The sequence below is a fragment of the Micromonospora haikouensis genome, from assembly GCF_000876225.1.
Classification (GTDB): domain Bacteria; phylum Actinomycetota; class Actinomycetes; order Mycobacteriales; family Micromonosporaceae; genus Micromonospora; species Micromonospora haikouensis.
Genome location: NZ_JXSX01000001.1, coordinates 2,893,302 through 2,917,220, shown reverse-complemented (window position 1 = coordinate 2,917,220; position 23,919 = coordinate 2,893,302). Strand labels below are relative to the sequence as shown.

Genomic DNA, 23,919 nt, shown 5'->3' with positions numbered 1-23,919 from the left:
GTGGTGACGAGAGGACGGGCGACGGGTCAGCGCGGTTCCACGCCGGGTGGCAGGTCGTCCTGCTCGGTGGCCGTGCGGACGTACTCCAGGAGGATGCGGCGCAGCTCGCGGCCGGCGTGGGTGGGCTCCACGTCGCGACGTCGGGCCACGGCGATGGTCCGGCGGACGCCGGGCGGGGCCAGCCGGGTGACCCGGACGCCGGGCCGGCGGGCCACCACCATGCCGGGCACCAGCGCCACCCCGAGCCCCGCCTCGACGAAGCTGAGCACGGCGTCCATCTCGCCGCCGTCGACCGACAGGGTGGGCTCGAAGCCGGCCTCCCGACACGCCTGGAGGGTGGCGTCACGCAGGTCGTAGCCCTCCCGGAACATCACCAGGGGCTGGCCCCGCAGATCGGTGACCCGCAGCTCGCCGGCGGCCGAGGTGCCGGGCACCTCGGCCAGCGAGGCCACCACCAGGCTCTCCCGCAGGATCTCCTCGGCGTGCAGCCCTGGGTCCGCGCCCTGGGCGGGCATGATGATCAGCGCGAGGTCGAGGTCGCCGCGCAGCAGGTCGCGGACGAGGTCCTGCGAGCCACCCTCCTCCACCCGCAGGTCGACGGCGGGGTGGGCGTCGCGGAACCGGCGCAGCACGGGCGGGGCGAGCGAGGTGGCCAGGCTCGGGGTGGCGCCGAGGCGGACCCGGCCGCGCCGCAGCCCGACCAGCTCCTGCACCTCCCGGGTGGCGGTGTCGACGTCGGCGAGGATGCGCCGGGCCAGCGGGAGCAGCACCTCGCCGGCGGCGGTGAGGGCGATCCGGCCCCGCACCCGCTCGAACAGCGGGGCCCCGAGGCTGGTCTCCAGCGCGTGAATTTGCTTACTCAGCGAGGGCTGGGTGATGCCGACGAGGTCGGCGGCTTGGGTGAAATGTCGTAGTTCCGCGACGGCGACGAAGTACCGGAGCTGGTGCAGCTGCATCGGCATAGCCTACGGCTATCGACACTGCGAGTTCGATGCATTGGACGACTGATCCCTGGTCTCCTAGCGTCGGTCAGGTGGTACTCACGAAATCCCGGTCGCCCATCCGGTCCAACGTCGGCCTGAAGGCCGTCATGGCGGTGACGGGCATCCTGCTGGTGCTGTTCCTCGTCGCGCACATGCTCGGCAACCTGAAGATCTTCACGGGCGAGACCGCGTTCGACCACTACGCGCACTGGCTGCGCGAGATCGGCACCCCGCTGCTGCCCTCGACCTGGTTCCTGTGGATCCAGCGCACCGCGCTGCTGGCGGCCGTGCTGGCCCACATCGGGGCCGCCACGGTGCTCGCGGTGCGCGCCCGCGCCGCCCGCCCGGTGAAGTACGCGCACCGCAAGAAGGTCAACGGCAGTTACGCGGCCCGCACGATGCGCTGGGGCGGCGTGATCATCCTGCTCTTCGTGATCTACCACATCCTGGACCTGACCACCGGCCACCTGAACCCGCAGGGCGACCCCGGCAACCCGTACGGCAACGTGGTCGCCGACTTCGCACCGGAGCGGTGGTACGTAACCCTCTTCTACACCCTGGCGGTCGTGGCGCTCGGCTTCCACCTGCGCCACGGCGCGTTCAGCGCGTTCCGCAGCCTCGGCCAGCAGACCCCCGCCGGGGAGCGCCGGGCGCGCGCCGCCGCGCTGGGCTTCGCCGTCGTGCTCTGCGCCGGCTATCTCGTGGTCCCCTTCGCCGTACTCACCGGATTGGTGGCCTGACCATGGACCTGTTCACCGAGGGCGACCCGATCGCCGACGCCCGGGCCCCGCAGGGGCCGATCGAGACCCGCTGGGACCGCCGCCGCTTCGAGGCCAAGCTGGTCAACCCGGCCAACCGGCGCAAGCTGACGGTGATCGTGGTCGGCACCGGCCTGGCCGGCGGCTCGGCCGCCGCCACGCTCGCCGAGCAGGGCTACCGGGTCCGGTCGTACTGCTACCAGGACAGCCCGCGCCGGGCCCACTCGATCGCCGCGCAGGGCGGCATCAACGCCGCCAAGAACTACCGCAACGACGGCGACTCGGTGCACCGGTTGTTCTACGACACCGTCAAGGGCGGCGACTTCCGCTCCCGCGAGTCCAACGTGCACCGGCTCGCCGAGGTCTCGGTCAACATCATCGACCAGTGCGTCGCTCAGGGCGTGCCGTTCGCCCGCGAGTACGGCGGTCTGCTCGACACCCGCTCCTTCGGCGGCGCGCAGGTGCAGCGCACCTTCTACGCGCGGGGCCAGACGGGCCAGCAGCTCCTGCTCGGGGCGTACCAGGCCCTTGAGCGGCAGATCGGGCTGGGCAACGTGGAGATGAACGCCCGCCACGAGATGCTGGAGCTGATCGTCGTCGACGGCCGGGCCCGGGGCATCGTCGTGCGGGACCTGGTCACCGGCGAGATCACCAGCGAGTTCGCCGACGCGGTGGTGCTGGCCTCCGGTGGCTACGGCAACGTCTTCTACCTCTCCACCAACGCCAAGGGCTGCAACGTCACCGCCACCTGGCGGGCGCACCGCAGGGGCGCGTACTTCGCCAACCCCTGCTACACGCAGATCCACCCGACCTGCATCCCCGTCTCGGGCGACCACCAGTCGAAGCTGACGCTGATGAGCGAGTCGCTGCGCAACGACGGCCGGGTGTGGGTGCCGAAGGCCAAGGGCGACGACCGCCGCCCGAAGGACATCGGCGAGGACGAGCGGGACTACTACCTCGAACGGATCTACCCGTCCTTCGGCAACCTGGTGCCCCGGGACATCGCCTCCCGGGCGGCGAAGAACGTCTGCGACGCCGGACGCGGCGTGGGCCCCGGCGGGCTCGGCGTCTACCTCGACTTCGCCGACGCCATCGACCGCCTCGGCCGCAAGGCCATCGAGGCCAAGTACGGCAACCTCTTCGAGATGTACGAGCGGATCACCGGCGAGGACCCGTACGAGGTGCCGATGCGGATCTACCCCGCCGTGCACTACACGATGGGCGGCCTCTGGGTCGACTACGACCTCCAGTCGACCATCCCCGGCCTGTTCGTCATCGGCGAGGCCAACTTCTCCGACCACGGGGCGAACCGGCTCGGCGCGTCCGCGCTGATGCAGGGCCTCGCCGACGGCTACTTCGTGCTGCCCAACACGATCGCCAACTACCTGGCGGCCGGCCCGTTCGAGCGGGTCGACGCCAGCCACCCGGAGGCCGTGGCGGCGCGGCGCGACGTCGAGGACCGGATCCGGCGGCTGCTCGCGGTCGACGGCGACCGGACGGTCGACTCGTTCCACCGCGAGCTGGGCCAGATCATGTGGGAGCACTGCGGCATGGAGCGCAGCGAGGCCGGGCTGCGCAAGGCGATCGACGAGATCCGGGCGCTGCGCGAGGAGTTCTGGAAGCGGGTCCGCGTCCCCGGCGACGGCGACGGGCTCAACCAGTCGCTGGAGAAGGCCGGCCGGGTGGCCGACTTCTTCGAGCTGGCCGAGCTGATGTGCGTCGACGCCCTGCACCGCGAGGAGTCCTGCGGCGGCCACTTCCGGGCCGAGCACCAGACCCCCGACGGCGAGGCGCAGCGCGACGACGACCGGTTCGCGTACGTGGCGGCCTGGGAGTACACCGGCGGCGACGAGCCCGCCGTGCTGCACAAGGAAGACCTCAAGTTCGAGTACGTGCACCCGACGCAGCGGAGCTACAAGTGAACCTGACCCTGCGCATCTGGCGCCAGTCCGGCCCCACCGACAAGGGCCGGATGGTGACCTACCAGGTCGACGACGTCTCCCCCGACATGTCGTTCCTGGAGATGCTCGACGTGCTCAACGAGCGGCTGATCCTCTCCGGCGAGGAGCCGGTGGCGTTCGACCACGACTGCCGCGAGGGCATCTGCGGCATGTGCGGTCTCATGATCAACGGTGACGCGCACGGCCCGCAGCGCGGCACCACCGCCTGCCAGCTGCACATGCGGCAGTTCTCCGACGGCGACACGATCGACATCGAGCCGTGGCGGGCCCGGGCCTTCCCGGTCATCAAGGACCTGGTGGTCAACCGGAGCGCCTTCGACAAGATCATCGCCGCCGGTGGGTACATCACCGCGCCGACCGGCAGCGCCCCCGAGGCCCACTCGGTGCCGGTCGCCAAGGCCGACGCCGACGCCGCGTTCTCCTCGGCCGCCTGCATCGGCTGCGGCGCCTGCGTGGCGGCCTGCCCGAACGGCTCCGGCATGCTGTTCACCGCCGCCAAGGTCACCCAGCTCTCGCTGCTGCCGCAGGGCCAGCCGGAGCGGTACACCCGGGTCGTCGGCATGGTCGACGCGCACGACGAGGCGGGCTTCGGCGGCTGCACCAACACCGGCGAGTGCACCGCGGTCTGCCCGAAGGGCATCCCGCTGAACACCATCGGCCGGCTCAACCGCGACTACCTGGCGGCCACCGCCAAGCGGGGCGGCACCCCCGGCTCCTGACCCCGCCGCCCGCCCCGACACGCCGTCACGCCGGTGCCCCGGCCGCCGCGCCCGCTCCGGGCCGGCGGCCGGCTTGGTTCCCGGCTGCCGCAGTCCACGGGGAGCGTCACCTGTCGCGGGTCCTAGGGAGCTGAGTCAGCTACGACATCACACCCGCGACCCGCCGCGTGCCGGATCCCGCCGCGCCGCGTGCGGCCTGCCGGATGCCGAGTGCCGGGCGTCGGGTGCCGGGTGCCGGATGTCGCGTGCCGACGCGCTGACGTGCCGCGAGTCATCTACGACATCAGCTCCCTAGCCTCCGAAGTCACCACGACCTCAGCTCCCCAGGCCCCGCCCTCCCCCGCCTCCCCGGCCTCCCCGGCCTCCCCGGCCCTGCCCGGCCCTGCCCGAGCGCGCGAGCGCGCCCGCGTCAGGTCCGCAGTCCATCGGAGCGGTTCAAGCCGCGAGAGCCGGGTAGCAGTCCGGGGACGGCACGCCGAAGAGGGGACACGCGGGCATGAAGGCACTGACCTGGCAGGGCAGGCGGGACGTCCGGGTCGAGGACGTCCCGGACCCGCGCATCGAGGAGCCGACGGACGCGATCGTCCGGATCACCTCCACCGCGATCTGCGGATCCGACCTGCACCTGTACGAGGTGCTCGGGCCGTACCTCAAGCCCGGCGACGTCCTCGGCCACGAGCCGATGGGCATCGTCGAGGAGGTCGGGACCGGGGTGACCCGGTTGAAGCCGGGCGACCGGGTCGTGGTCCCGTTCAACATCGCCTGCGGGGCCTGCTGGATGTGCGACCGGCAGCTCTACGCCCAGTGCGAGACCACCCAGGTCACCGCCGAGGGCAAGGGCGCGGCGCTGTTCGGCTACACCTCGCTGTACGGGTCGGTGCCCGGCGGGCAGGCCGAGTACCTGCGGGTGCCGCACGCCCAGTTCGGCCCGATCAAGGTCCCGCAGACCGGCCCGGACGAGCGGTGGCTGTACCTGTCCGACATCCTGCCCACCGCCTGGCAGGCGGTGAAGTACGCCGACACCCCGCCCGGCGGCACGCTCGCCGTGTTCGGGCTCGGCCCGGTCGGGCAGTTCTGCGCCCGCATCGGCCGGCACCTCGGCGCGGGCCGGGTGATCGGCCTGGACCTGGTGCCGGAGCGGCTGGAGATGGCCCGCCGGCACGGCGTCGAGACGCTCGACGTCAGCCGGCTCGACGACGTGCCGGGCGCGCTGATCGACCTGGTCGATGGGCGCGGCCCCGACGCCGTGATCGACGCCGTCGGCATGGAGGCGCACGGCTCCACCTCCGGCAAGCTCGCCCAGACCGCCGCCGGCCTGCTGCCGGACCGGCTGGCCGACGCGATGATCGACCGGGCCGGCGTGGACCGGCTGACCGTGCTCAAGGCCGCCCTCAAGGCGGTCCGCCGGGGCGGCACCGTCTCGATCTCCGGCGTCTACGGCGGCGAGGTCGACCCGCTGCCGCTGATGGAGATGTTCGACCGGGGCGCCCAGCTGCGGATGGGACAGTGCCACGTGCGCCGGTGGACCGACGAGATCGTCCCGCTGCTCGCCGGCGACGACGACCCGCTGGGCGTGGCGGACCTGCGGACCCACCGGGTGCCGCTGGCGCGCGCGCCGCAGGCGTACGAGATGTTCCAGAAGAAGGAGGACGGCTGCGTCAAGGTCGTGCTCGCGCCGTGACCCGCACGGTCGTCGTCACCGGCGCGACCAGCGGGATCGGCCGGGCGGCGGCCCGGGAGTTCGCCGCGCGCGGCGACCGCCTGGTCCTCGCCGCCCGCGCCCCGGCCACCCTGGCGCAGGTACGCGCCGAGTGCCTCGCCGCCGGCGGCCGGGCGCTCGCCGGGTTGGTGCGGGCCCTGCAGCAGGAGGGGCGGGACGCCCCCGGGGTGCACGTCTGCCTGGTCAGCCAGGGCAGCGTGGACACCCCGGTCTACCGGCAGGCCGCCAACTACCTGGGCCGGATCGGCCGCCCACCGCCGCCGGTCGGCGGGCCGGAACGCGTGGCCCGGGCCATCGTGGCGTGCGCCGACCGCCCCCGCCGCGAGGTGTCGGTGGGCCGGGCCAACCTCGTGCTGCGGTTCGGCTTCACCGTGCTGCCCGGCGTGTACGACGTGCTGGTCGGGCCGCTGATGCGGCTCGCCGGGTTGAGCCGCCGGCGGGTGGGGCGGCACGACGGGGTGGTGTTCGCGCCGAACCCGGCCGGCGAGGCGGTGCGGGGCGGCCGGAATCGAAGCCCTCCCATACGGTTGCGGGACGGGCGATCCGCTACCACCCACGGGGAGAGACGAGTGACGATCAGAGTGAACCGCAGGGCCGCGCTGGGCATCGGCACGGTGGCCACCGCCGGCACGGTGCTCGGCGCCGCCGCGCCCGCGTCCGCCGCCGGTCGGCCCCGGGTGGCGACCACCCCCGCCCGGGCCGCCGCCCAGGTCGCCGCGAGCTACGCGCGGCAGACCGCGCGGGCCGGGGGCAACTGGCAGGCCTACGTGAGCGTCGCCGACGGCACCGCCGCGCCGCTGGTGGCCGTCGCGGACGAGGCGGACCGGCGCATCGAGGCGTACAGCGTCAACAAGATCGCCGTGGCCGTGGCGGTGCTGGACAAGGTCGACCGAGGGCTGCTCACGCTCGCCCAGCGGGTCGACGTGACCGCGTCCATCGTGATCCCCGGCGGGGACGGGATCTTCAGCCTCGACGGCGCGTACCCGAGCAGCGTCACCCTGGGGCACGCCCTGGCGGCCCTGCTGACGGTCTCCGACGACACCGCCGTGCGGCTCTGCGGCCTGGTCTGCCCGGCCGCCGAGCTGAACCAGATCCTGGTCGCGAAGGGCTTCCCGAACACGCAGGTGCAGCCGGTGGCCAACCCGAACCGGTTCTACCTCGGCACCAGCACCCCACGGGAGACGCACGACCTCCTGCGGGCGCTGGTGAGCGGCACGCTGCTGTCGGCGTCCTCGACGGCGTTCCTGCTCGGCCTGCTGCGCTCCCCCATCGCGTTCACCGACGGGGTGCGGCGCGAGATGTCCTCGGCCGAGCGGGCCCGGGTCGCCACCAAGGCCGGCTGGTTCGACACCGCCCGGCACGAGGCCGGGATCGTCTTCGACGCCGCCGGTGCGCCGGTGCTGACGTACGCCCTGTTCGCCGACGGGCAGGCCGGCGCGGACGACTTCGGCGCGACCCACCCGGCGGTGCAGGCCCGGGCCCGGATGGGCCGCGTCTTCCTGACCGCCGTCGCGGGGCTGGCCGGCGCCGGCCCCACCCACCGAGCGGCCGCCTGGCAGCCCAGCAACGGCGGCTGATCCCCCGCCGGGCCGCAGGCACATCCGTAACGTCCTCCTCCCGGCACGGTTAAAGGATTGTCCGCGACACGTGGCACGCACGCGGGCCCAAGTCTCTGCCCCGTCGCCTCGGAGGTCCGCATGGTGGGTCAACAGTGCGGTGATCAGCTTGCGCCAACCGGGCGCATTCATCTGTCGCCGCCGGATGTGGGCGCCGCCGAGGAGGCTCTCGTCGTCGCGGCGATGCGGTCGGGATGGGTGGCTCCGACCGGGCCTGACCTAGACGCCTTCGAACGCGAGTTGGCCGCGCGGGTGGGCTGCGGCCACGCCGTGGGGGTCAGCAGCGGGACCGCCGCGCTGCACCTGGCGCTGCTGGGCGTCGGGGCCGGGCCCGGATCGGTCGTCGTGGTGCCGACCCTGACGTTCGTCGCGACGGCAAACGCGGTGACGTACACCGGCGCGGAACCGGTCTTCGTCGACTGCGACCCGGCGACCGGTAACCTCGACGTCGACCTGCTGTCCGACCTGCTCGACGACCTCACCCGACGCGGCCGGCGCGTCGCCGCGGTCGTGGCGGTGGACCTCAACGGCACCTGCGCCGACTACGACCGGCTGCTGCCGGCCTGCGCCGCAGCGGGCGTACCGGTCGTCGAGGACTCGGCGCAGGCCCTCGGCTCGACGTCCGGCGGGCGGGCCGCTGGCACGTTCGGCCAGTTCGGCGTCTTCTCGTTCAACGGCAACAAGATCCTGACCACGTCGAGCGGCGGCATGCTGGTCTGCGACGACCCCGCACTGATCGCCCGGGCACGGCAACTGTCCACCCAGGCCCGGGAGCCGGTCGCCCACTACGAACACCGCGAGGTCGGCTTCAACTACCGGCTGAGCAACATCCTCGCGGCACTCGGCAGGGCCCAGCTACGCCGACTCGACGCGATGATCGAACGGCGCCGGGCCGTGCGGGAACGCTACGCCAAGCTCTTCGCCTCCGTGCCCGGCACCCGCATCCTGGGCGACGGCCACCCTGGTTCGAACTGCTGGCTGACCTCGCTCGTGGTCGAGCCGGCAGCGGCCGGCTGGCGCGCGGACGAGCTGGGCGGACACCTGGCTGCCCACGACATCGAGAGTCGACCCATGTTCAAGCCCATGCACCAACAGCCGGCGCACCTGCACCACCACGCGGCGGTCACCGGCGCGGCCGACCGGCTCTTCGCCACCAGCATCTCGCTGCCGAGCGGCTCCACTCTCGTCGGCACCACGGCAGACCGCGTCTTCGGGGCCGTGGAGGAGTTCCTGACCCGACGCCGGTAAGGGCGGGGATCTTCGCCGGCGTCCTGCCGTCCCGCGATCCGAACCTCAGCGACCGCGCCGACCAGCACCCCACGCGCGGGGGCGGCGGCGGACTACGGTGTACTGCGGGACACCTGCGGAGGGGGCGGGACACGATGAGGGCACCAGCGGAACGGGCGGTCGAGCGGGCACTGGCGCGGCGGCTGCGCGGCGCGGCCGGCCTCGCCGCCCTGGTCGGCCTGGCCTGGGTGGCCCGGGACGTGCCGGCCGCCCTCGGCGGGCGGCTCAGCGGGGCCCGCGCCGAGCGGGCGGCCCGCTCCCCGCAGTTCCGCGACGGCGCCTTCCGGAACCGGGCGAGCACCCGGACGATGGCCGGTGCGCCCGACCGCAACCTGGTCCGCGAGCTGATCTTCGGCAAGCAGAAGCGCCGGCCGACCGCCGCCGTGCCGCTGGTGCGCCCGGCCGACCCGCCGGCCACCGCCGCCACCGAGCGCGAACTGGGCGTCGTCTGGTACGGCCACGCCTCCGCGCTCATCGAGATCGAGGGTCGGCGGGTGCTGGTCGACCCGGTGTGGAGCGACCGGTGTTCGCCGTCGGCGCTGGTCGGGCCGCGCCGGCTGCACGAGCCCCCGGTGGGCCTGCACGAGCTGCCCGCCGTGGACGCGATCATGATCTCCCACGACCATTACGATCACCTCGACATGGCCACCGTGCGGGCGTTGACCGCCGGCCAGTCCGCCCCGTTCGTGGTGCCGCTGGGGGTCGGGGCGCACCTGGAGCGGTGGGGCGTGCCGGAGGACCGGATCGTCGAGCTGGACTGGGCGGAGAGCCACCGGGTGGGTGGGCTGACGATCACCGCGACCGCCGCCCAGCACTTCTCCGGCCGTGGGCTACGCCGCGACGGCACGCTGTGGAGCTCGTGGGTGGTGGCCGGTGCCCACCGTCGGGTCTTCTACACCGGCGACTCCGGCTACTTCGACGGGTACGCCGAGATCGGCACCGAGCACGGCCCGTTCGACGTGACGCTGATGCAGATCGGCGCGTACGACCGGGCGTGGCCGAGCATCCACATGTTCCCGGAGGAAGCCGTCGCCGCCCACCTCGACCTGCGCGGCGGGCTGCTCCTGCCGGTGCACTGGGCGACGTTCAACCTGGCGCTGCACGACTGGTCGGAGCCGGTGGACCGGCTGTGGGCGGAGGCGAAGGCCCGCGACGTGCGGCTGGCGGTGCCCCGCCCCGGCGAGCGGGTGGTCGTCGACGCCCCGCCGGCGGTCGACGGCTGGTGGCAGTCCATCGCCTGACCGCACTCCGAGCCTGACCGCACTCCGAGCCTGAGTGCGTGCAGAGCCTGAGCGCGCTGTCAGAGCACGAAGGCGTCGGTCCACAGCGCGCCGGAGCGGCCCGACAGCGCGTCCAGCATCGCCACCGCCTGGCCGTCGGTGAGCTGCGCGACGAAGTCGATGATCGCCCGTCCCCGGGCCCGGCCGACCCGGTCCGGCGTACGCGGGTGCAGCTCCGCCTCGGCCAGCTCGACCAGGTCGTGCAGCCGACGCGGCAACCGGGACTCCTCCTCCGGGTCGAGCAGCCACTCCCACAGCGCCTCGACGAGGGTACCGAGCAGCCGCGCCTGGCCCCGCTGGTGCAGGGCCAGGTCGGGGCGGGCCAGCACGAACCGGTGGTGGACGAACTTGAGCACCTGCACCTCGTGCCACTGGGCCGGGGCGAGCAGCACGTGCCCGGAGCGCACCGACGGGGCCTGCGTCACGGTGATCGCGTCGACGAACCGGGTGGTCCACCGGGCGGAGAACCGGGCCACGTACTGCTCCGCCTCGATCGAGCCGTCGAACGGCAGCGCGAGCAGCCCCTCGACCAGTTCCTGCCGGACGTGCTCGACGGCGGCGGCGAACGCCTCGTCGTCGGCGATCCAGCCGTCCTTGCGGTGCAGCTGCCGGCGCAGCCGCTCGATGGCGGCCCCGGGCCGGCGGCCCACCCCGTCCAGCGCGGGGCCGGTGACCGCCCGCAGGTGATCGCCCTCCCGCTGCCAGGCCATCAGCTCGGCGGCGACGGCGCCCTGCTGGAGCACCCCGACCCGGTAGAAGTCCTCCACGTCGTGGATGGCGTACGCGATGTCGTCGGCAGTGTCCATCACCGACGCCTCGACGGTCTGCTGCCAGTCGGCGATCCGCCCGGCGAACGGCTCCCGGGCCTGGCGCAGGTCGGCCAGCTCCGTGCGGTACGCGCCGAACTTCGCCGACCCGCTGTCCGGGTCGTCGGCGGGCACGGCGGCGCCCCGGGGCGGCGGGACGAGGTGCCGGGGGTGCGGGTCCGGGTGGTCCAGCCGGGTCCACGGGTACTTCAGCAGGGCCGCCCGGACCGCCGCCGTCAGGTCCAGGCCGGTGGTCGCGGCACCGCGGATCTCGGTGCTGGTGACGATCCGGTACGACTGGGCGTTGCCCTCGAAGCCGTCGGCGAGGCCCAGCCGCTGGCGGGCCAGCCGGTCGAGCACCCGCTCCCCGAGGTGCCCGAACGGCGGGTGCCCGAGGTCGTGGGCGAGGGCGGCGGCCTCCACCACGTCGGGGTCGCAGCCGCCGAGGGAAGCCAGCAGGTCCCGCCACCGCCCGTCGGCGGTGAGCCGCTCGGCGATGGCGCGGGCGACCTGGGCCACCTTGAGGCTGTGGGTGAGCCGGTTGTGCACCAGCAGGCCGGAGCCGCCGGGGCTGATCACCTGGGTGACCCCGGCCAGCCGGGCGAAGAAGGGCGAGGCCACGATCCGGTCCCGGTCGGCCCGGAACGGGCTGGCGGCGAGGTCGCCGAGGGTCCGCGCGCTGCCGCCGAAGAGCCGCCGCGCCCGCGGGTCAGCGGGATGTTCCATGATCGCCACGCTAGCGCAGCCGGTGGCACTGCACGTCGGCTCGGCCCCGGCGGGGGTGCCGCGCGGCGTCGGGGGCGGGCGGCACAATGCAGGGCGGAACCCACACGAAGGCGGATGAAGATCGTGACCCAGTCTGTGCACCAGCGGATCGCCGACGAGCTCGGCGTCGCCGAACGTCAGGTCCGGGCGGCCGTGGAGCTGCTCGACGGCGGCGCCACCGTGCCGTTCATCGCCCGCTACCGCAAGGAGGCCACCGGCCTGCTCGACGACGCCCAGCTGCGCACCCTGGAGGAGCGGCTGCGCTACCTGCGCGAGCTGGACGAGCGCCGCGCCGCGGTGCTGGAGTCCATCCGCGGCCAGGGCAAGCTCGACGAGGCCCTGGAAGCGCAGATCATGGCGGCCGACTCGAAGTCCCGGCTGGAGGACATCTACCTGCCGTTCAAGCCGAAGCGGCGCACCCGGGCGCAGATCGCCCGCGAGGCCGGGCTGGAGCCCCTCGCCGACGCGCTGCTGGCCGACCCGGGCCAGGAGCCGAGGGAGCGGGCCGCCGGCTTCGTCGACGCCGACAGGGGGGTGGCCGACGCCGCCGCCGCGCTGGACGGCGCGCGGGCCATCCTGGTGGAGCGCTTCGCCGAGGACGCCGACCTGATCGGCACGCTGCGCGAGCAGATGTGGTCGCGGGGCCGGCTGGTCTCCCGCGTACGCGACGGCCAGGAGGCCGCCGGCGCGAAGTTCTCCGATTACTTCGACTTCGCCGAGCCGTACGCGAAGCTGCCCTCGCACCGGATCCTGGCGATGTTCCGGGGCGAGAAGGAGGGCGTGCTCGACCTGACGATGGACCCGGAGGCCGAGGGTGACTCCGATACCCCGGTCACCGGTCCGACCCGCTACGAGGCGGCGATCGCCGGCCGGTTCGGGGTGAGTGACCAGGGGCGGCCCGGCGACAGGTGGCTGACCGACACGGTGCGCTGGGCCTGGCGCACCCGGATCCTCATCCACCTCGGAGCGGACCTGCGGATGCGGCTGTGGCAGGCGGCCGAGGAGGAGGCCGTGCGGGTCTTCGCCACCAACCTGCGCGACCTGCTGCTCGCCGCGCCGGCCGGCACCCGGCCGACGATGGGCCTCGACCCGGGCCTGCGCACCGGGGTCAAGGTGGCGGTGGTCGACGCCACCGGCAAGGTGGTCGCCACCGACACGATCTACCCGCACGAGCCACGCCGGCAGTGGGACGCCTCGATCGACACCCTCGCGAGGCTGGCCGGGGCGCACGGCGTGGAGCTGATCGCCATCGGCAACGGCACCGCCAGCCGGGAGACCGACAAGCTCGCCGGCGAGCTGATCAAGCGGCACCCGGAGCTGACGCTGACCAAGGTGGTCGTCTCGGAGGCGGGCGCCTCGGTCTACTCGGCGTCGGCGTACGCCTCCCAGGAGCTGCCGGGCCTGGACGTGTCCCTGCGCGGCGCGGTCTCCATCGCCCGCCGGTTGCAGGACCCGCTCGCCGAGCTGGTCAAGATCGACCCCCGCTCGATCGGCGTGGGCCAATACCAGCACGACCTGTCCGAGGTGAAGCTCTCCCGCTCCCTCGACGCCGTCGTCGAGGACTGCGTGAACGCGGTCGGCGTCGACGTCAACACCGCCTCCGCGCCGCTGCTCACCCGGGTCTCCGGCATCGGGGCGGGGCTGGCGGAGAACATCGTGCTGCACCGCGACGCCAACGGCCCGTTCCGGTCCCGGGCCGAGCTGAAGAAGGTGTCCCGGCTCGGCCCGAAGGCGTTCGAGCAGTGCGCGGGCTTCCTGCGCATCCCCGGCGGCGACGACCCGCTCGACTCCTCCAGCGTGCACCCGGAGGCCTACCCGGTGGTGCGGCGGATCCTGACCCGCACCGGGCAGGACCTGCGCTCCCTGATCGGGCAGAGCGCCATCCTGCGCGGGCTGCGGGCCACCGACTTCGTCGACGACACGTTCGGCCTGCCCACCGTCACCGACATCCTGGCGGAGCTGGAGAAGCCCGGCCGGGATCCGCGCCCAGAGTTCCGCACCGCCACGTTCGTCGATGGCGTGGAGAAGATCTCCGACCTGGCCCCCGGCATGATCCTGGAGGGCGTGGTCACCAACGTGGCGGCGTTCGGCGCGTTCGTCGACGTCGGCGTGCACCAGGACGGCCTGGTGCACGTCTCGGCGATGTCCCGCACGTTCGTCAAGGACCCGCGCGACGTGGTCAAGTCCGGCGACGTGGTCCGGGTGAAGGTGCTCGACGTCGACGTGCCGCGCAAGCGGATCTCGCTCACGCTGCGGCTGGAGGACGACGCGGAGGCCGGGCGCGTTGGCCCGGAGGGCGGGCAGCGCCCGCGTGGCAGGCGGCCGGTCGGCCCGCAGGACGGCCAGAGCGGGCAGGGCGGCGGCCGGGACGGTCAGCGCGGCGGGCAGGAGCAGCGCAGCGGACGGGGCGGCCCACAGCAGCCGCGCCGGGGGCGGACCGGGTCGGCTCCTGCCCCGACCAACGACGCGATGGCCGACGCGCTGCGCCGCGCCGGACTGGCCTGACCAGCCCGCCGGCCGTCACTGTCCTCGGCGACGGCCGGCGGGCTCGGCCTCCCAGGGCCGTGCGGGAGCCGACACCCGTGGCCGTCGCACCTCGTTACCCCTGCTGAGGTGCCCGGGACGGGCCGCAGAAGGGCAGAGGGCGGATGAAGCTGGAAATCTGGGACGCGCGTCGGGAAGCGGATGCGGCCCGGTGGCGTGCCGTCCACGAGCGGTGGGAGGCTCGGGAGGTCTTCGCCCATCCGTCCTACGTTCGGCTGTTCGCGGGGGCACGGGACGAGCCGCTGGCCGCGTACGCCCGCACCGAGCACGGGTTCGTCCTGCTCCCGTTCGTGCTGCGCACCGTCGGCCCATCCGCCGGGGCAGGCGGCCGGGAGTACCGGGACGTCATCAGCCCCTACGGCTACGCCGGTGCGTTCCACCATCGGGCCGGCGAAGTCGAGGCCAAGGAGTTCTGGGCCGCCTACGACCGGTTCTGCACCAGCCGGCGGGTGGTGTCGGAGGTGACCCGGCTGTCGCTGTTCGAGGGGCAGCGGTTGGCCCACCCGGGGCTTGCCATCCGCACCTTCCCAAACGTCGTACGCGACCTGCGTGCCCCCGAGGACCAGATGTGGCGGGAGTTCGCCCACAAGGTGCGCAAGAACGTCAAGAAGGCGCAACGCAGCGGTGTGACGGTGCAGGTGGACACCGAGGGCAGGCGGCTCGACGACTTCCTGCGCATCTACCGGGCCACGATGGACCGACGGTCGGCGGCGGCGCACTACTACTTCTCCCGCGGCTTCTTCACCACGCTGGTCACCGAGCTTCCGGGGCAGTTCGCGTTCTTCCACGCGCTGCACGAGGGGCGGGTGGTTTCCACCGAGCTGGTGCTGGCGTCCGCCCGGCACGTCTACTCGTACCTGGGCGGCACCGAGGAGTCAGCGTTCGAGCTGCGCCCCAACGACCTGCTCAAATACGAGATCTGCCGGTGGGGAAGGGCGACGGGCCGGACGCATTTCGTGCTGGGCGGCGGATACCAGCCGGACGACGGGATCTTCCGCTACAAGCGGGCGTTCGCGCCCCACGGCGTGGTGGACTACCAGCTGGGCACGCGGGTGGTGCATCCGGATGCGTACCAGGAGCTGTGCGCGACGCACCTGGCCGAGGGCCGCCGACGGGCCCCGTCCTGGGCACCGGGCGACGACTTCTTCCCCCAGTACCGCTTCCCCCTGCCGGGCTGAGCGGACCGGGCCGCCACTCGGTACCGACCAGTCCCTGACGGAGGTTCGCGATGGATCGTCGCCCGTCCGGCCCTAGCCGGCATGCCGGACACCGCACGGCTCACATGCCCTCCCTCCTGAGCGCCGCCGGCCCGGTCGTCGGACTCGTCGCGCCGACCGATGCGGACCTGGACGCCGCCGCGCGGCTGCTCGCCAGCTCCGTCCCGGTCGGCTGCAACGGGACCGTGGCCTACCACGCGAACGGGTTCCGCGCCTTCCTCGCCGCGGCCCTCACGCCACCACCGGGACTACGCACCGTCCTGCTGCGCGGCGTCCACGTCGACGGCCGGCTCGTCGCCGTGGCCGACTGGCGACTGGTGCCGCCCGCCCTGCATCTCAACGGGATCGCCGTGGATCCGGCGACCCGTGGGGTGGGGCTCGGTGGCACACTGCTCGCCGACGGCCTGGCCCTGGCTCGCGAGCTGGGGTGCGACCGGGCGCTCCTCGACGTGTCGCGGGACAACCCCGGTGCCCGCCGCCTCTACCTGCATGCCGGCTTCGCCGACGTGTCGCACACGACCTGGACCGAGGTGACGCCGGCACCCGGCGGAGGTGGGGTCCGGGCCCTGGACTGGCCGGCCTTCGCCGCCCACCGGGCGGCGTACGGCTTCGGGGACCTCCGGGTGCGCGTCGGGCCACATTCGGCGACCCTGCGAGTGGTCGGCACGGTGCTGCGGGCACCCGCCGGCCCCCTGGGAGGCATCCTGGCTGGCGGGCTGGCCGGCCTGCTCGGCACGAGCCGCGCCTATGCGATCGAGGAGGGGACCGGGCCGGCGGGCTTCGCCGCGTTCGCCCGGATGAGCCGACCGGTCCCGCCAGCAGCCTGACATCCCAACGGTGCGCGCCCGGCGGTCGGCACATCGGCCGTGCGGCAGCTTGACCGGCGCGACGCGTATCGTCGTGATGGTGGGTGACGACAGTTCCGCTTGGCGCGAGCGGCAGCGGCAGGCGGTCCGCGCGCATGCCGAGGCGGAAGAACGGCGACGGGCTGCCGAACACGCCAAGGCGGCGGAGATCGTGTCGTGGTTCGCCGCTGAGGCGAACCGGCGGGCGCTGCCGACGACCCGCCTGCACGCCCGGCCCTACAACGGTCGGGGTCGTTACCGCACGCGGCTCTTCGGATGGTACGTCGACCGGAGCCGACTACTGGCAGTGGACGTCGCCGGACGGTGGTATCCGCTGACCGTCCCGGCAAGCCTACGCGCCAGGTTCCTCGGCGCGGAACCATCACCTGCGCCTGCACCGCTGATCGTCGGCGAAGGTGGACGCGACGGCGAGTCGATTCCGTTGCGTGTCCTGCTCGCCCGGCGACTGGACGAGCTCCGCTCTGATCTGCCGGCGGCCGGGGCGGGCGAACGGGACTCGCGGACCGGTTGACAAGGATCAACCCGGCTACAGCATCATTGCCGGCGCCCAGGACGCCAACTCCGCACGGATCTCGGGGATGGTGCGCAGCAACGCGACGAGTTGCGGCACGTCCAACCGTCGAGCGGTTGAGGAGTTGAAGTCGGACAGGTACCGGCAGTCGACCCTCTCCTCGGCGACGCGGGATGCATAGTTGAGCTCTCTCAGATCGGCCGACACCCGATAGAAGTCACCGAAGTCCTCGGCCCGGGCCAGTTCCTCGCCGCTGGCCATCGTCTCGTCGCGCTTCTCGCCGTGCCGCAGTCCGATGACGTCGTACTTGACCGGCACCTCGAACACCTGGCACAACGCTGCGACCAGATCCCCGATCGTGCACGCGGCGGCCTTGCGGACGAACACGTCACCGGCACGCGCATGCTGGAACGCGTGCTCCACCAACTCCACCGAGTCCGCCAGTGATATCAGGAATCGGGTCATCCCCGGATCGGTCACCGTGGGCACCACCCCGGCCTTGATCTGCTCGATGAACAACGGAATCACCGAACCACGCGAGTACATCACGTTGCCGTACCGGACAGACGACACCACGGTGCCGCTACGCGGCCTGTTCCGTGCGTGCGCCTGAGCGACCTTCTCCATCATCGCCTTGCTCAATCCCATGGCGTTGATCGGATGCACGGCCTTGTCGGTGCTGAGCACCACCACTGAACCGACGCCGTTGCGGTCTGCCGCCTCGATCACGTTCGCACTGCCCAGGACGTTGGTGCGGATGGCCTCCAGCGGGAAGAACTCACACGACGGAACCTGCTTCAACGCCGCGGCATGGAAGACGAAGTCGACCCCCCGGGTAGCCCGCTCCACGCTGTCGTAGTCACGTACGTCACCGATGTAGTAACCCACCCGCCCGTCAGCGAGGGTCCTGCGCATCACGTCCTGCTTCGCCTCGTCCCGGCTGAACACCCGCACCTCACCCACGCCGCGGTCCAACAGGCAGCGAGCCATGGCCCGACCGAAGGAACCCGTTCCCCCGGTGATCAACACACGGCGTCCCACCGTCGAAGCCCCCATCGATGTTCTCCCATGTGTTCAGCGGTCGCGGTCAGCCCCACGGCCCCGCGCATCGTCGACTACCCCCAGACAGCGGCAGCCAGGACGACGCAGCCGCACGGCACTCCCTTCAACGAACCACAGGAACGAGGGAAGCGCAGAGCTATGCCCGATTTTCCCTTTTAGTCCTGGTGACGTACGCCGCGGCACGTAACGTCCCTCTCCGGCAACCAGTTAGGGGCAATGCCGGCCACCATCGGCCGGCCGGGCAGCGGGCTCGCCGTCACCGGGGCGGGTGACCGTCACGCCGTTCCCGCCAGGCCGACACGCCACGTCACGGCCACCCAACGCGAAGCGCCGGAAGCAGGAGAGCAGCATCGATGATGATCGGAAGATCTGCGTCGCCGCGGAAGCACGCACGCGACCCACACCTTCCCCTCCCACCCCGCCAGTCAACGACGACGTGGACGGCAGCCGCATGAGGGTGGGCGTGGTTTCCCTGCACTACCCACCGGAGCCCAACTTCCTCGTCGGCGAGATGGTCGACGAGCTGGTCTCCCGCGGCCACGAAGTACGGGTACTCACCGGTTTTCCGCACTACCCGAAGGGCCGCACGTATCCCGGCTACCAGCAACGGTGGCGGGAACGGACGACGAAGGGCCGGCTCACCGTGCTTCGCACCCCGGTCTACCCGAGTCACGACGCCTCGCCTCTGCGACGCATCGCGACCTACACCTCCTTCGCGGTCAGCAGCCTCCCGGCCGGGCTCCACTACCTGCTCGACGTGGACGTGATCTATGTCTGGCATCCGCCACCGACCACCTTCGCCGCCCCCGCACTGGCCCACCTCCTTCGCCACGTGCCGGTCCTGCTGCACGTGCAGGACCTCTGGCCGGAGGCGGTGACCGAATCCGGGATGTCACCGGAGGGCTGGCGAGGCCGGGCCGTCCACCGACTGCTCGACTCGGGCGTGCGGCGCCTCTACCGGTCGGCGGATGCCATCGTCGCCATCTCGCCGTCCATGCGGGATCTCGTCATCCGACGAGGGGCCACCCCCGAGAAGGTGGAGGTCGTCCTCAACTGGACCGAGGAGAGCACATTCCGACCGAAGCCTCCAACACTGGCAGCTCGGACGGCGATTGGCCACCGGGGCCGCTGCACGGTCATGTACGCCGGAAACATCGGACCCTTTCAGCGGGTGGAAGTCGCCGTGCGCGCCGCCGCGGCGGCAGCGGCACGGATGGACCTGGTCGTCGTCGGCTCCGGCATCGACGAGGATCGGGTTCGCCGGCTGGCTCAAGACCTCGACGCGACCAACGTCCGGTTTCTCGGCAGGCTTGCACCCGAACGGATGGCGGACCTGTACGCCGGGGCCGAATACCAGGTCGTCACCCTGCGGAAGCTGGAGTCGTTCGCAGGGATCGTCCCATCGAAGATCCAGAGCGCCATGGCCTGCGGTTCGCCCGTCATCGTCTCCGCCGACGGCGACGCCGCCCAACTGGTCGACACCGCACAGGCCGGGCTCACCTGCCCGGCCGAGGACTGGAAGGCTCTGGCGGACCGGTTCCTGGCCGCCGCCGATCTGCCCGAGGCGGAGCGACAACTGATGGCGCGGCGGGCCCGCGACGCCTACCTCGAACGCATGTCCCGCGCCGTCGGCGTCGGCCGAATCGAGACCATCCTGCACAGGATCTCGGCCGCGCGCTCCGACCGGCGCCGGCAGGCTCTGGGCCGCGACAGGCGGCGAGCAGACCGTCGCTGACATCGGCGCGAAGCCGATGTCTTCCAATAACGCCTGAAACGCCTATCTCCTGGCAAAAACTGTCAGATCATTCTTCGGTACATGGAGCAACGCCAGTTGTCACCTGCCCAGGTGACGGCAATCGACGGAAGGTGGCCCACCATGAGGGTCGTCGTCAGCAGTGACTCCCGGTACGCCCGGACCCCCGACGGTCGGGTGTGGACCTGGCAGGTGCCCGACTATCCGGTCTGGCGGCGTTACCTGACCGCGTTCGACAAGGTCCGCGTGGTGGCCCGCGTGTGCGACCAGCCGGAGGTGTCAGCGGATGCGTTGCGGGTCGACGGGGAAGGTGTCGAAGTCTGGCCGCTGCCCTACTACATCGGTCCGTGGCAGTATCTACGGTGCCGCAGCAGCATCATCGACGTCCTCGCTGACGCCTCTGGCCCCACGGACGCGGTCATCGTCCGCGTACCGTCGTTCCTCGGCTCCCATCTCGCCAGGATCCGACGACAACGACGGCTGCCGTACGCGGCGGAGGTGGTGGCCGACCCGTACGACGTGCTCGCCCCCGGTGTCCTGCAGCCTCCGCTGCGACCACTGCTGCGCCACCGCTGCACTGCCCGGTTGCGACACGAGTGCCGCACCGCGGTCGGCGTCTCCTACGTGACGGAGTCGTACCTGCAGGCGCGCTACCCCTGCGCGCCTGGGGCCCCAACCGCAGCCATCTCCAGCATCGACCTGGTCGACGACGCTTTCGTCCCCGCCCCCCGCAGCATCGTCCGCCAGCCGGCCGAGGCGGTTCTCATGTCCGCCGGCACGATGGAGCAACTCTACAAGGGCATCGACACGCTCATCGAGGCGTTGGCCCGGCTGAGAGCGGCCGGCCTCGACGTCCGGCTCGTGCACCTCGGCACCGGCCGACTTCAACACCAGCTCGAGAAACTTGTTGCGGACCGTGGAGTCATCGACCGGGTGACCTTCGCCGGGTGGATCCAACCCGGTGCCCCCCTACGCGCGAAGCTCGACGAGGCCGACCTGTTCGTCATGCCCTCCCGCACCGAAGGGCTCCCGCGGGCGCTCCTCGACGCGATGGCCCGTGCCCTGCCGGCGATCGGCACCAACGTTGGCGGCATCCCCGAACTGCTCCCAGCCGAGGACCTGGTCGATCCGGACGACCCGGCGGCCCTCGCGTCCGCGATCGCGGCGATGCTCGCCGCACCCGAACGGATGGCAGCGGCATCCGCCCGCAACCTGTCGCGTGCACGCCAGTTCTCCCGCACCTGCCTCGACCCACGACGAACCGCCTTCTACCAGGCCGTCCGGGACGCGACGGCAAGCCGAACGGCCTGCCACGCCGGGTGAGTCCGGGCCGTCCCGGTCCAGTTTCGCCATCACCATTACCGAGCCCGATATCGGGCGCAGCTGGAGGAAGCACATGACAGCCTTGATCGGTCTCGCCCCACGACCCGTCCCCGCGGCCGAGGCGGTGGAAGCCAGAAGGCCGGCCGGCAACGGACTGATCGCCACGCTGCTCATCACCGCAGCCAGCATCGCACTGGTCGTGTGCGTACCGGTCCTGCGTCACTGGTTCATGGTGCCGACGACACTGGCCGGCATCCTCATCGGCACCGAGGCGGTCCGGTGGTTCCGTCGTGGAACCGACGTCTTCGAGCCCAGGGCATGTACAGGTCTGCTGGGCCTTCAGTTCCTCTATATCGCACCGATCCTGCAGGTCGCGACGGATGCATGGTCGGTGGGCATCTACGACCCGCCGGTCTGGCGGGACGCGCTCGGCGCACTCGCCATTCTCAACGTCGTCGGGCTCGGCATCTACCGGGTGATCCTCACGTTGCCCCGCAGGCCCCGTAACCGACCGCGACGGGCCCGACCGATGCACCTGCCCACCTTCTACGCGGCCGGCCTGGCCCTGACGGTGGCGAGCATCCTCGCCTTCTGCTATGAGATCGCCATGTTCGGCGGCGTCGGCGGTTTCGTCGCCGCCATGTCCGACCGAATCAATCCGGTGAAGATGGACGGGATGGGCGCGCTGATCATTCTCGCCGAGTCGTTCCCCACCATCGCCTTTGCCCTCGCCCTGGTCCGCTGGCGTCGGGCGCTCCGCAAGCACACCGCCCTGCTGGTGCTGCTCATCTGCGCCATGACCCTGACCCAGTTCTTCATCGGCGGGCTGAAGGGCAGCCGCAGCAGCACCCTCTGGCCCGTGCTATTGGCTCTCGTCCTGGTCCACGTGGTGCTCCGCCAAGTCTCGCGGAAAGCCCTCGCCATAGTGGCCGCACTCATGCTCGCCTTCATCTACATATACGCCTTCTTCAAGGTTGGCGGGATTGAGGCCATCGACGAGATTCGAGAGACCGGATCCATCCACAGCGCGGAGAAGGACACGGGCCGCGACCTGCCGGCGATGCTCACCGGGGACCTGGGCCGGGCCGACATCCAGAGCGTCGTGCTCTATCGCTACCTCAACGGCGAGTTCGAGCCGATGCTCGGCGAAACCTACCTGTACGGGTTCACCATGTTCGTGCCCGACGCGCTCCTTCCGGTCGTTCCGGAAGGCAAGATCGGCATCGGTTCGCGGATCCTCTACAACCCGCTCTACGAGAGGGGAGAGGGCTTCGCGAGCAAGATCTACGGCATGGCCGGCGAGGGAATCATCAACTTCGGCCTCGCCGGCGGCGTCCTGTCCTTCGTGGCCTTCGGACTCGTCATCCGGGCCCTCCAGTCCTATTACACGGCGGCCTCCCAATCGCCGGAACTGGCCCCCAAGCTGATCGCACCCATGCTGTGGGCACTGGTCAACATCAACGGCGCCGATCTCGACAACATCCTGTTCTTCATGACGAAGTACGCGATGCCGTTGATCCTGCTGGCCCTGCTGGCCCAGCAGTTCGGTCGGTACAGGCAGGAGGCGAAGCCCGTCATGGGCATGCGGCGGTAGCTGGTCTGTCGAGTCGGCGTCAGCGGGAGGCTCGCCGGATCCCCGCCCAGTCGTGGTGTCGTCGGACAGTGGACAGGATGAAGTCCACCACCCGGCGGGAGGTGTCCTCGACCCGGTAGTCCGCCGGGCACGGGACTCCGTGGGCGGCCACCTGGTCGACGGTAACCCCTACCGCCTCGACCACGCCCGACGGTTCCAGCCCGGTCATGATGATGCCGCCGGCGTCGAGGGCCTCCGGGCGCTCGATCGACTCCCGCAGCGTCACCGCGGGAAAGCCGAGGATCGCGGCCTCCTCGCTGATCGTGCCGCTGTCCGACAGGGTGCACCTCGCCTGGCTCTGCAGGCGTACGTAGTCGAGAAAGCCGAACGGCTCGTGGAAGGCGATGCCGTCGAGGACGGTGTCGTCGGCGGTGACCGCCTCCAGCCGCTTTCGGGTACGCGGATGGGTGGAGACCAGCACCGGCAGCCGCCAGGAGTCCCGGACGGCGCGCAGGCAGTCCAGCAGACGACGCAACCGTGTCGGGTCGTCGACGTTCTCCTCACGGTGGGCGCTGACCACGAAGTAACCGCCCGGCGTCAGTTCCAGCCGGTCGAGAACGGGCGAGGCGTCGATGGCGGCGCGGTGGTGCTCCAGCACCTCACGCATGGGCGAGCCGGTGTGCAGGATCCGGCGGGGGTGCAGGCCCTCGGCGAGCAGGTTGCGACGAGCGTGCTCGGTGTAGACCAGGTTGAAGTCGGCGACGTGGTCGACCAGGCGTCGGTTGGTCTCCTCGGGCACGTTGAGGTCGAAGCAACGATTGCCGGCCTCCATGTGGTAGACCGGCACCCGCATCCGGCGGGCTATCAGGGCGGCGATGCAGCTGTTCGTGTCGCCCAGCACCAGGAGCGCATCGGGGCGGAACTCCTCGATCGCGGCCTCCACGCCGACCAGGACCCCCCCGAGCACCCGGCCGAGAGACGAGGTGTCCACCCGCAGGAGACGATCGGGCTGGCGCAGCCTCAGGTCACTGAAGAACACGTCGGAAAGGGCGGGATCCCAGTTCTGCCCGGTGTGCACCAGGACGTGGTCCACGGTCTGGTCCAACCGGTCGAGCACCCGGGACAGCCGGATGATCTCCGGCCTGGTGCCCACCACCGTCATCACCCTGGTCATC

The 23,919-nt window shown here is 71.9% G+C and carries 18 protein-coding genes; 14 read left to right on the top strand and 4 right to left on the bottom strand.

Going from position 1 to position 23,919, the window contains the following annotated elements; all coding sequences use genetic code 11:
* Positions 1–26: 26 nt before the first annotated feature.
* Positions 27–962 carry a LysR family transcriptional regulator gene (locus TK50_RS12040; RefSeq protein ID WP_043962820.1) on the bottom strand — a complete coding sequence of 312 codons (936 nt, stop codon included), beginning with the start codon at positions 960–962 and terminating at the stop codon, positions 27–29.
* Positions 963–1,033: 71 nt separating this feature from the next.
* On the opposite strand from TK50_RS12040, the gene TK50_RS12035 reads away from it, so the two are divergent.
* The 7 genes from TK50_RS12035 to TK50_RS12005 all read left to right on the top strand — a co-directional run bounded on the left by TK50_RS12035 (position 1,034) and on the right by TK50_RS12005 (position 10,285).
* Complete coding sequence (locus TK50_RS12035; protein ID WP_255699917.1) at positions 1,034–1,723, top strand: succinate dehydrogenase cytochrome b subunit; 690 nt, start codon at positions 1,034–1,036, stop codon at positions 1,721–1,723.
* A 2-nt stretch (positions 1,724–1,725) separates the two neighbouring features.
* Positions 1,726–3,663, top strand: coding sequence for a fumarate reductase/succinate dehydrogenase flavoprotein subunit (locus tag TK50_RS12030; protein ID WP_043962819.1), 1,938 nt, complete (start codon positions 1,726–1,728; stop codon positions 3,661–3,663).
* A complete protein-coding gene (locus TK50_RS12025; protein WP_043962817.1) occupies positions 3,660–4,421 on the top strand; it encodes a succinate dehydrogenase/fumarate reductase iron-sulfur subunit in 762 nt (253 codons plus the stop codon). The genes TK50_RS12030 and TK50_RS12025 overlap by 4 nt, the downstream gene beginning before the upstream one ends.
* Before the next feature lie 496 nt (positions 4,422–4,917).
* The gene (locus TK50_RS12020) at positions 4,918–6,102 is read left to right on the top strand and encodes a zinc-dependent alcohol dehydrogenase (RefSeq protein WP_043962816.1); all 1,185 of its coding nucleotides are present in this window, start codon (positions 4,918–4,920) and stop codon (positions 6,100–6,102) included.
* A complete protein-coding gene (locus TK50_RS33655) occupies positions 6,099–7,718 on the top strand; it encodes an SDR family NAD(P)-dependent oxidoreductase (RefSeq protein WP_082106264.1) in 1,620 nt (539 codons plus the stop codon). The genes TK50_RS12020 and TK50_RS33655 overlap by 4 nt, the downstream gene beginning before the upstream one ends.
* A gap of 120 nt (positions 7,719–7,838) precedes the next feature.
* On the top strand, positions 7,839–9,005 hold the full coding sequence (locus TK50_RS12010) for a DegT/DnrJ/EryC1/StrS family aminotransferase (RefSeq protein WP_043962815.1): 1,167 nt from the start codon (positions 7,839–7,841) through the stop codon (positions 9,003–9,005).
* Positions 9,006–9,139: 134 nt separating this feature from the next.
* The gene (locus TK50_RS12005) at positions 9,140–10,285 is read left to right on the top strand and encodes an MBL fold metallo-hydrolase (RefSeq protein WP_043962814.1); all 1,146 of its coding nucleotides are present in this window, start codon (positions 9,140–9,142) and stop codon (positions 10,283–10,285) included.
* A 59-nt stretch (positions 10,286–10,344) separates the two neighbouring features.
* On the opposite strand, the gene TK50_RS12000 is transcribed toward TK50_RS12005, so the two are convergent.
* Positions 10,345–11,856: a deoxyguanosinetriphosphate triphosphohydrolase family protein gene (locus TK50_RS12000; RefSeq protein WP_043964337.1), complete on the bottom strand. Its 1,512-nt coding sequence runs from the start codon at positions 11,854–11,856 to the stop codon at positions 10,345–10,347.
* Between the two features lie 114 nt (positions 11,857–11,970).
* Here TK50_RS12000 and TK50_RS11995 point away from each other — a divergent pair, with 114 nt between their 5' ends.
* The 4 genes from TK50_RS11995 to TK50_RS32900 all read left to right on the top strand — a co-directional run bounded on the left by TK50_RS11995 (position 11,971) and on the right by TK50_RS32900 (position 17,033).
* Positions 11,971–14,400 carry a Tex family protein gene (locus tag TK50_RS11995; RefSeq protein ID WP_144420218.1) on the top strand — a complete coding sequence of 810 codons (2,430 nt, stop codon included), beginning with the start codon at positions 11,971–11,973 and terminating at the stop codon, positions 14,398–14,400.
* Between the two features lie 143 nt (positions 14,401–14,543).
* Positions 14,544–15,617: a GNAT family N-acetyltransferase gene (locus TK50_RS32150; protein ID WP_052503700.1), complete on the top strand. Its 1,074-nt coding sequence runs from the start codon at positions 14,544–14,546 to the stop codon at positions 15,615–15,617.
* A 104-nt stretch (positions 15,618–15,721) separates the two neighbouring features.
* Positions 15,722–16,483 (top strand): GNAT family N-acetyltransferase, encoded by a 762-nt coding sequence (locus TK50_RS11985; protein WP_043962813.1) that lies wholly within the window; start codon positions 15,722–15,724, stop codon positions 16,481–16,483.
* A 76-nt stretch (positions 16,484–16,559) separates the two neighbouring features.
* Positions 16,560–17,033, top strand: a complete 474-nt coding sequence (locus TK50_RS32900; protein ID WP_082106406.1) for a hypothetical protein — start codon at positions 16,560–16,562, stop codon at positions 17,031–17,033.
* A gap of 15 nt (positions 17,034–17,048) precedes the next feature.
* Here TK50_RS32900 and TK50_RS11980 read toward each other — a convergent pair whose 3' ends face one another.
* Positions 17,049–18,089 carry a polysaccharide biosynthesis protein gene (locus tag TK50_RS11980; RefSeq protein WP_043962812.1) on the bottom strand — a complete coding sequence of 347 codons (1,041 nt, stop codon included), beginning with the start codon at positions 18,087–18,089 and terminating at the stop codon, positions 17,049–17,051.
* Between the two features lie 457 nt (positions 18,090–18,546).
* Here TK50_RS11980 and TK50_RS11975 point away from each other — a divergent pair, with 457 nt between their 5' ends.
* From TK50_RS11975 to TK50_RS11965, 3 genes are all read left to right on the top strand, one after another.
* On the top strand, positions 18,547–19,830 hold the full coding sequence (locus TK50_RS11975; RefSeq protein ID WP_043964333.1) for a glycosyltransferase family 4 protein: 1,284 nt from the start codon (positions 18,547–18,549) through the stop codon (positions 19,828–19,830).
* A 141-nt stretch (positions 19,831–19,971) separates the two neighbouring features.
* Positions 19,972–21,171 carry a glycosyltransferase gene (locus TK50_RS11970; protein WP_043962811.1) on the top strand — a complete coding sequence of 400 codons (1,200 nt, stop codon included), beginning with the start codon at positions 19,972–19,974 and terminating at the stop codon, positions 21,169–21,171.
* A 73-nt stretch (positions 21,172–21,244) separates the two neighbouring features.
* Positions 21,245–22,765 carry a hypothetical protein gene (locus TK50_RS11965; protein ID WP_043962810.1) on the top strand — a complete coding sequence of 507 codons (1,521 nt, stop codon included), beginning with the start codon at positions 21,245–21,247 and terminating at the stop codon, positions 22,763–22,765.
* Between the two features lie 19 nt (positions 22,766–22,784).
* Here TK50_RS11965 and wecB read toward each other — a convergent pair whose 3' ends face one another.
* Entirely contained in the window at positions 22,785–23,918 is a 1,134-nt protein-coding gene (wecB, locus tag TK50_RS11960) for a non-hydrolyzing UDP-N-acetylglucosamine 2-epimerase (RefSeq protein WP_043964332.1), read from the bottom strand.
* Position 23,919 lies beyond the last annotated feature (1 nt).

What these genes read in the sequence shown, in the direction of transcription:
- TK50_RS12040 (WP_043962820.1), bottom strand. Translation starts at nt 962, where the DNA reads ATGCCGATGCAGCTGCACCAGCTCCGGTACTTCGTCGCCGTCGCGGAA.
- TK50_RS12030 (WP_043962819.1), top strand. Translation starts at nt 1,726, where the DNA reads ATGGACCTGTTCACCGAGGGCGACCCGATCGCCGACGCCCGGGCCCCG.
- TK50_RS12020 (WP_043962816.1), top strand. Translation starts at nt 4,918, where the DNA reads ATGAAGGCACTGACCTGGCAGGGCAGGCGGGACGTCCGGGTCGAGGAC.
- TK50_RS12010 (WP_043962815.1), top strand. Translation starts at nt 7,839, where the DNA reads ATGGTGGGTCAACAGTGCGGTGATCAGCTTGCGCCAACCGGGCGCATT.
- TK50_RS12005 (WP_043962814.1), top strand. Translation starts at nt 9,140, where the DNA reads ATGAGGGCACCAGCGGAACGGGCGGTCGAGCGGGCACTGGCGCGGCGG.
- TK50_RS12000 (WP_043964337.1), bottom strand. Translation starts at nt 11,856, where the DNA reads ATGGAACATCCCGCTGACCCGCGGGCGCGGCGGCTCTTCGGCGGCAGC.
- TK50_RS11995 (WP_144420218.1), top strand. Translation starts at nt 11,971, where the DNA reads ATGAAGATCGTGACCCAGTCTGTGCACCAGCGGATCGCCGACGAGCTC.
- TK50_RS32150 (WP_052503700.1), top strand. Translation starts at nt 14,544, where the DNA reads ATGAAGCTGGAAATCTGGGACGCGCGTCGGGAAGCGGATGCGGCCCGG.
- TK50_RS11985 (WP_043962813.1), top strand. Translation starts at nt 15,722, where the DNA reads ATGCCCTCCCTCCTGAGCGCCGCCGGCCCGGTCGTCGGACTCGTCGCG.
- TK50_RS32900 (WP_082106406.1), top strand. Translation starts at nt 16,560, where the DNA reads ATGGTGGGTGACGACAGTTCCGCTTGGCGCGAGCGGCAGCGGCAGGCG.
- TK50_RS11980 (WP_043962812.1), bottom strand. Translation starts at nt 18,089, where the DNA reads ATGGGGGCTTCGACGGTGGGACGCCGTGTGTTGATCACCGGGGGAACG.
- TK50_RS11975 (WP_043964333.1), top strand. Translation starts at nt 18,547, where the DNA reads ATGAGGGTGGGCGTGGTTTCCCTGCACTACCCACCGGAGCCCAACTTC.
- TK50_RS11970 (WP_043962811.1), top strand. Translation starts at nt 19,972, where the DNA reads ATGAGGGTCGTCGTCAGCAGTGACTCCCGGTACGCCCGGACCCCCGAC.
- TK50_RS11965 (WP_043962810.1), top strand. Translation starts at nt 21,245, where the DNA reads ATGACAGCCTTGATCGGTCTCGCCCCACGACCCGTCCCCGCGGCCGAG.
- wecB (WP_043964332.1), bottom strand. Translation starts at nt 23,918, where the DNA reads ATGACCAGGGTGATGACGGTGGTGGGCACCAGGCCGGAGATCATCCGG.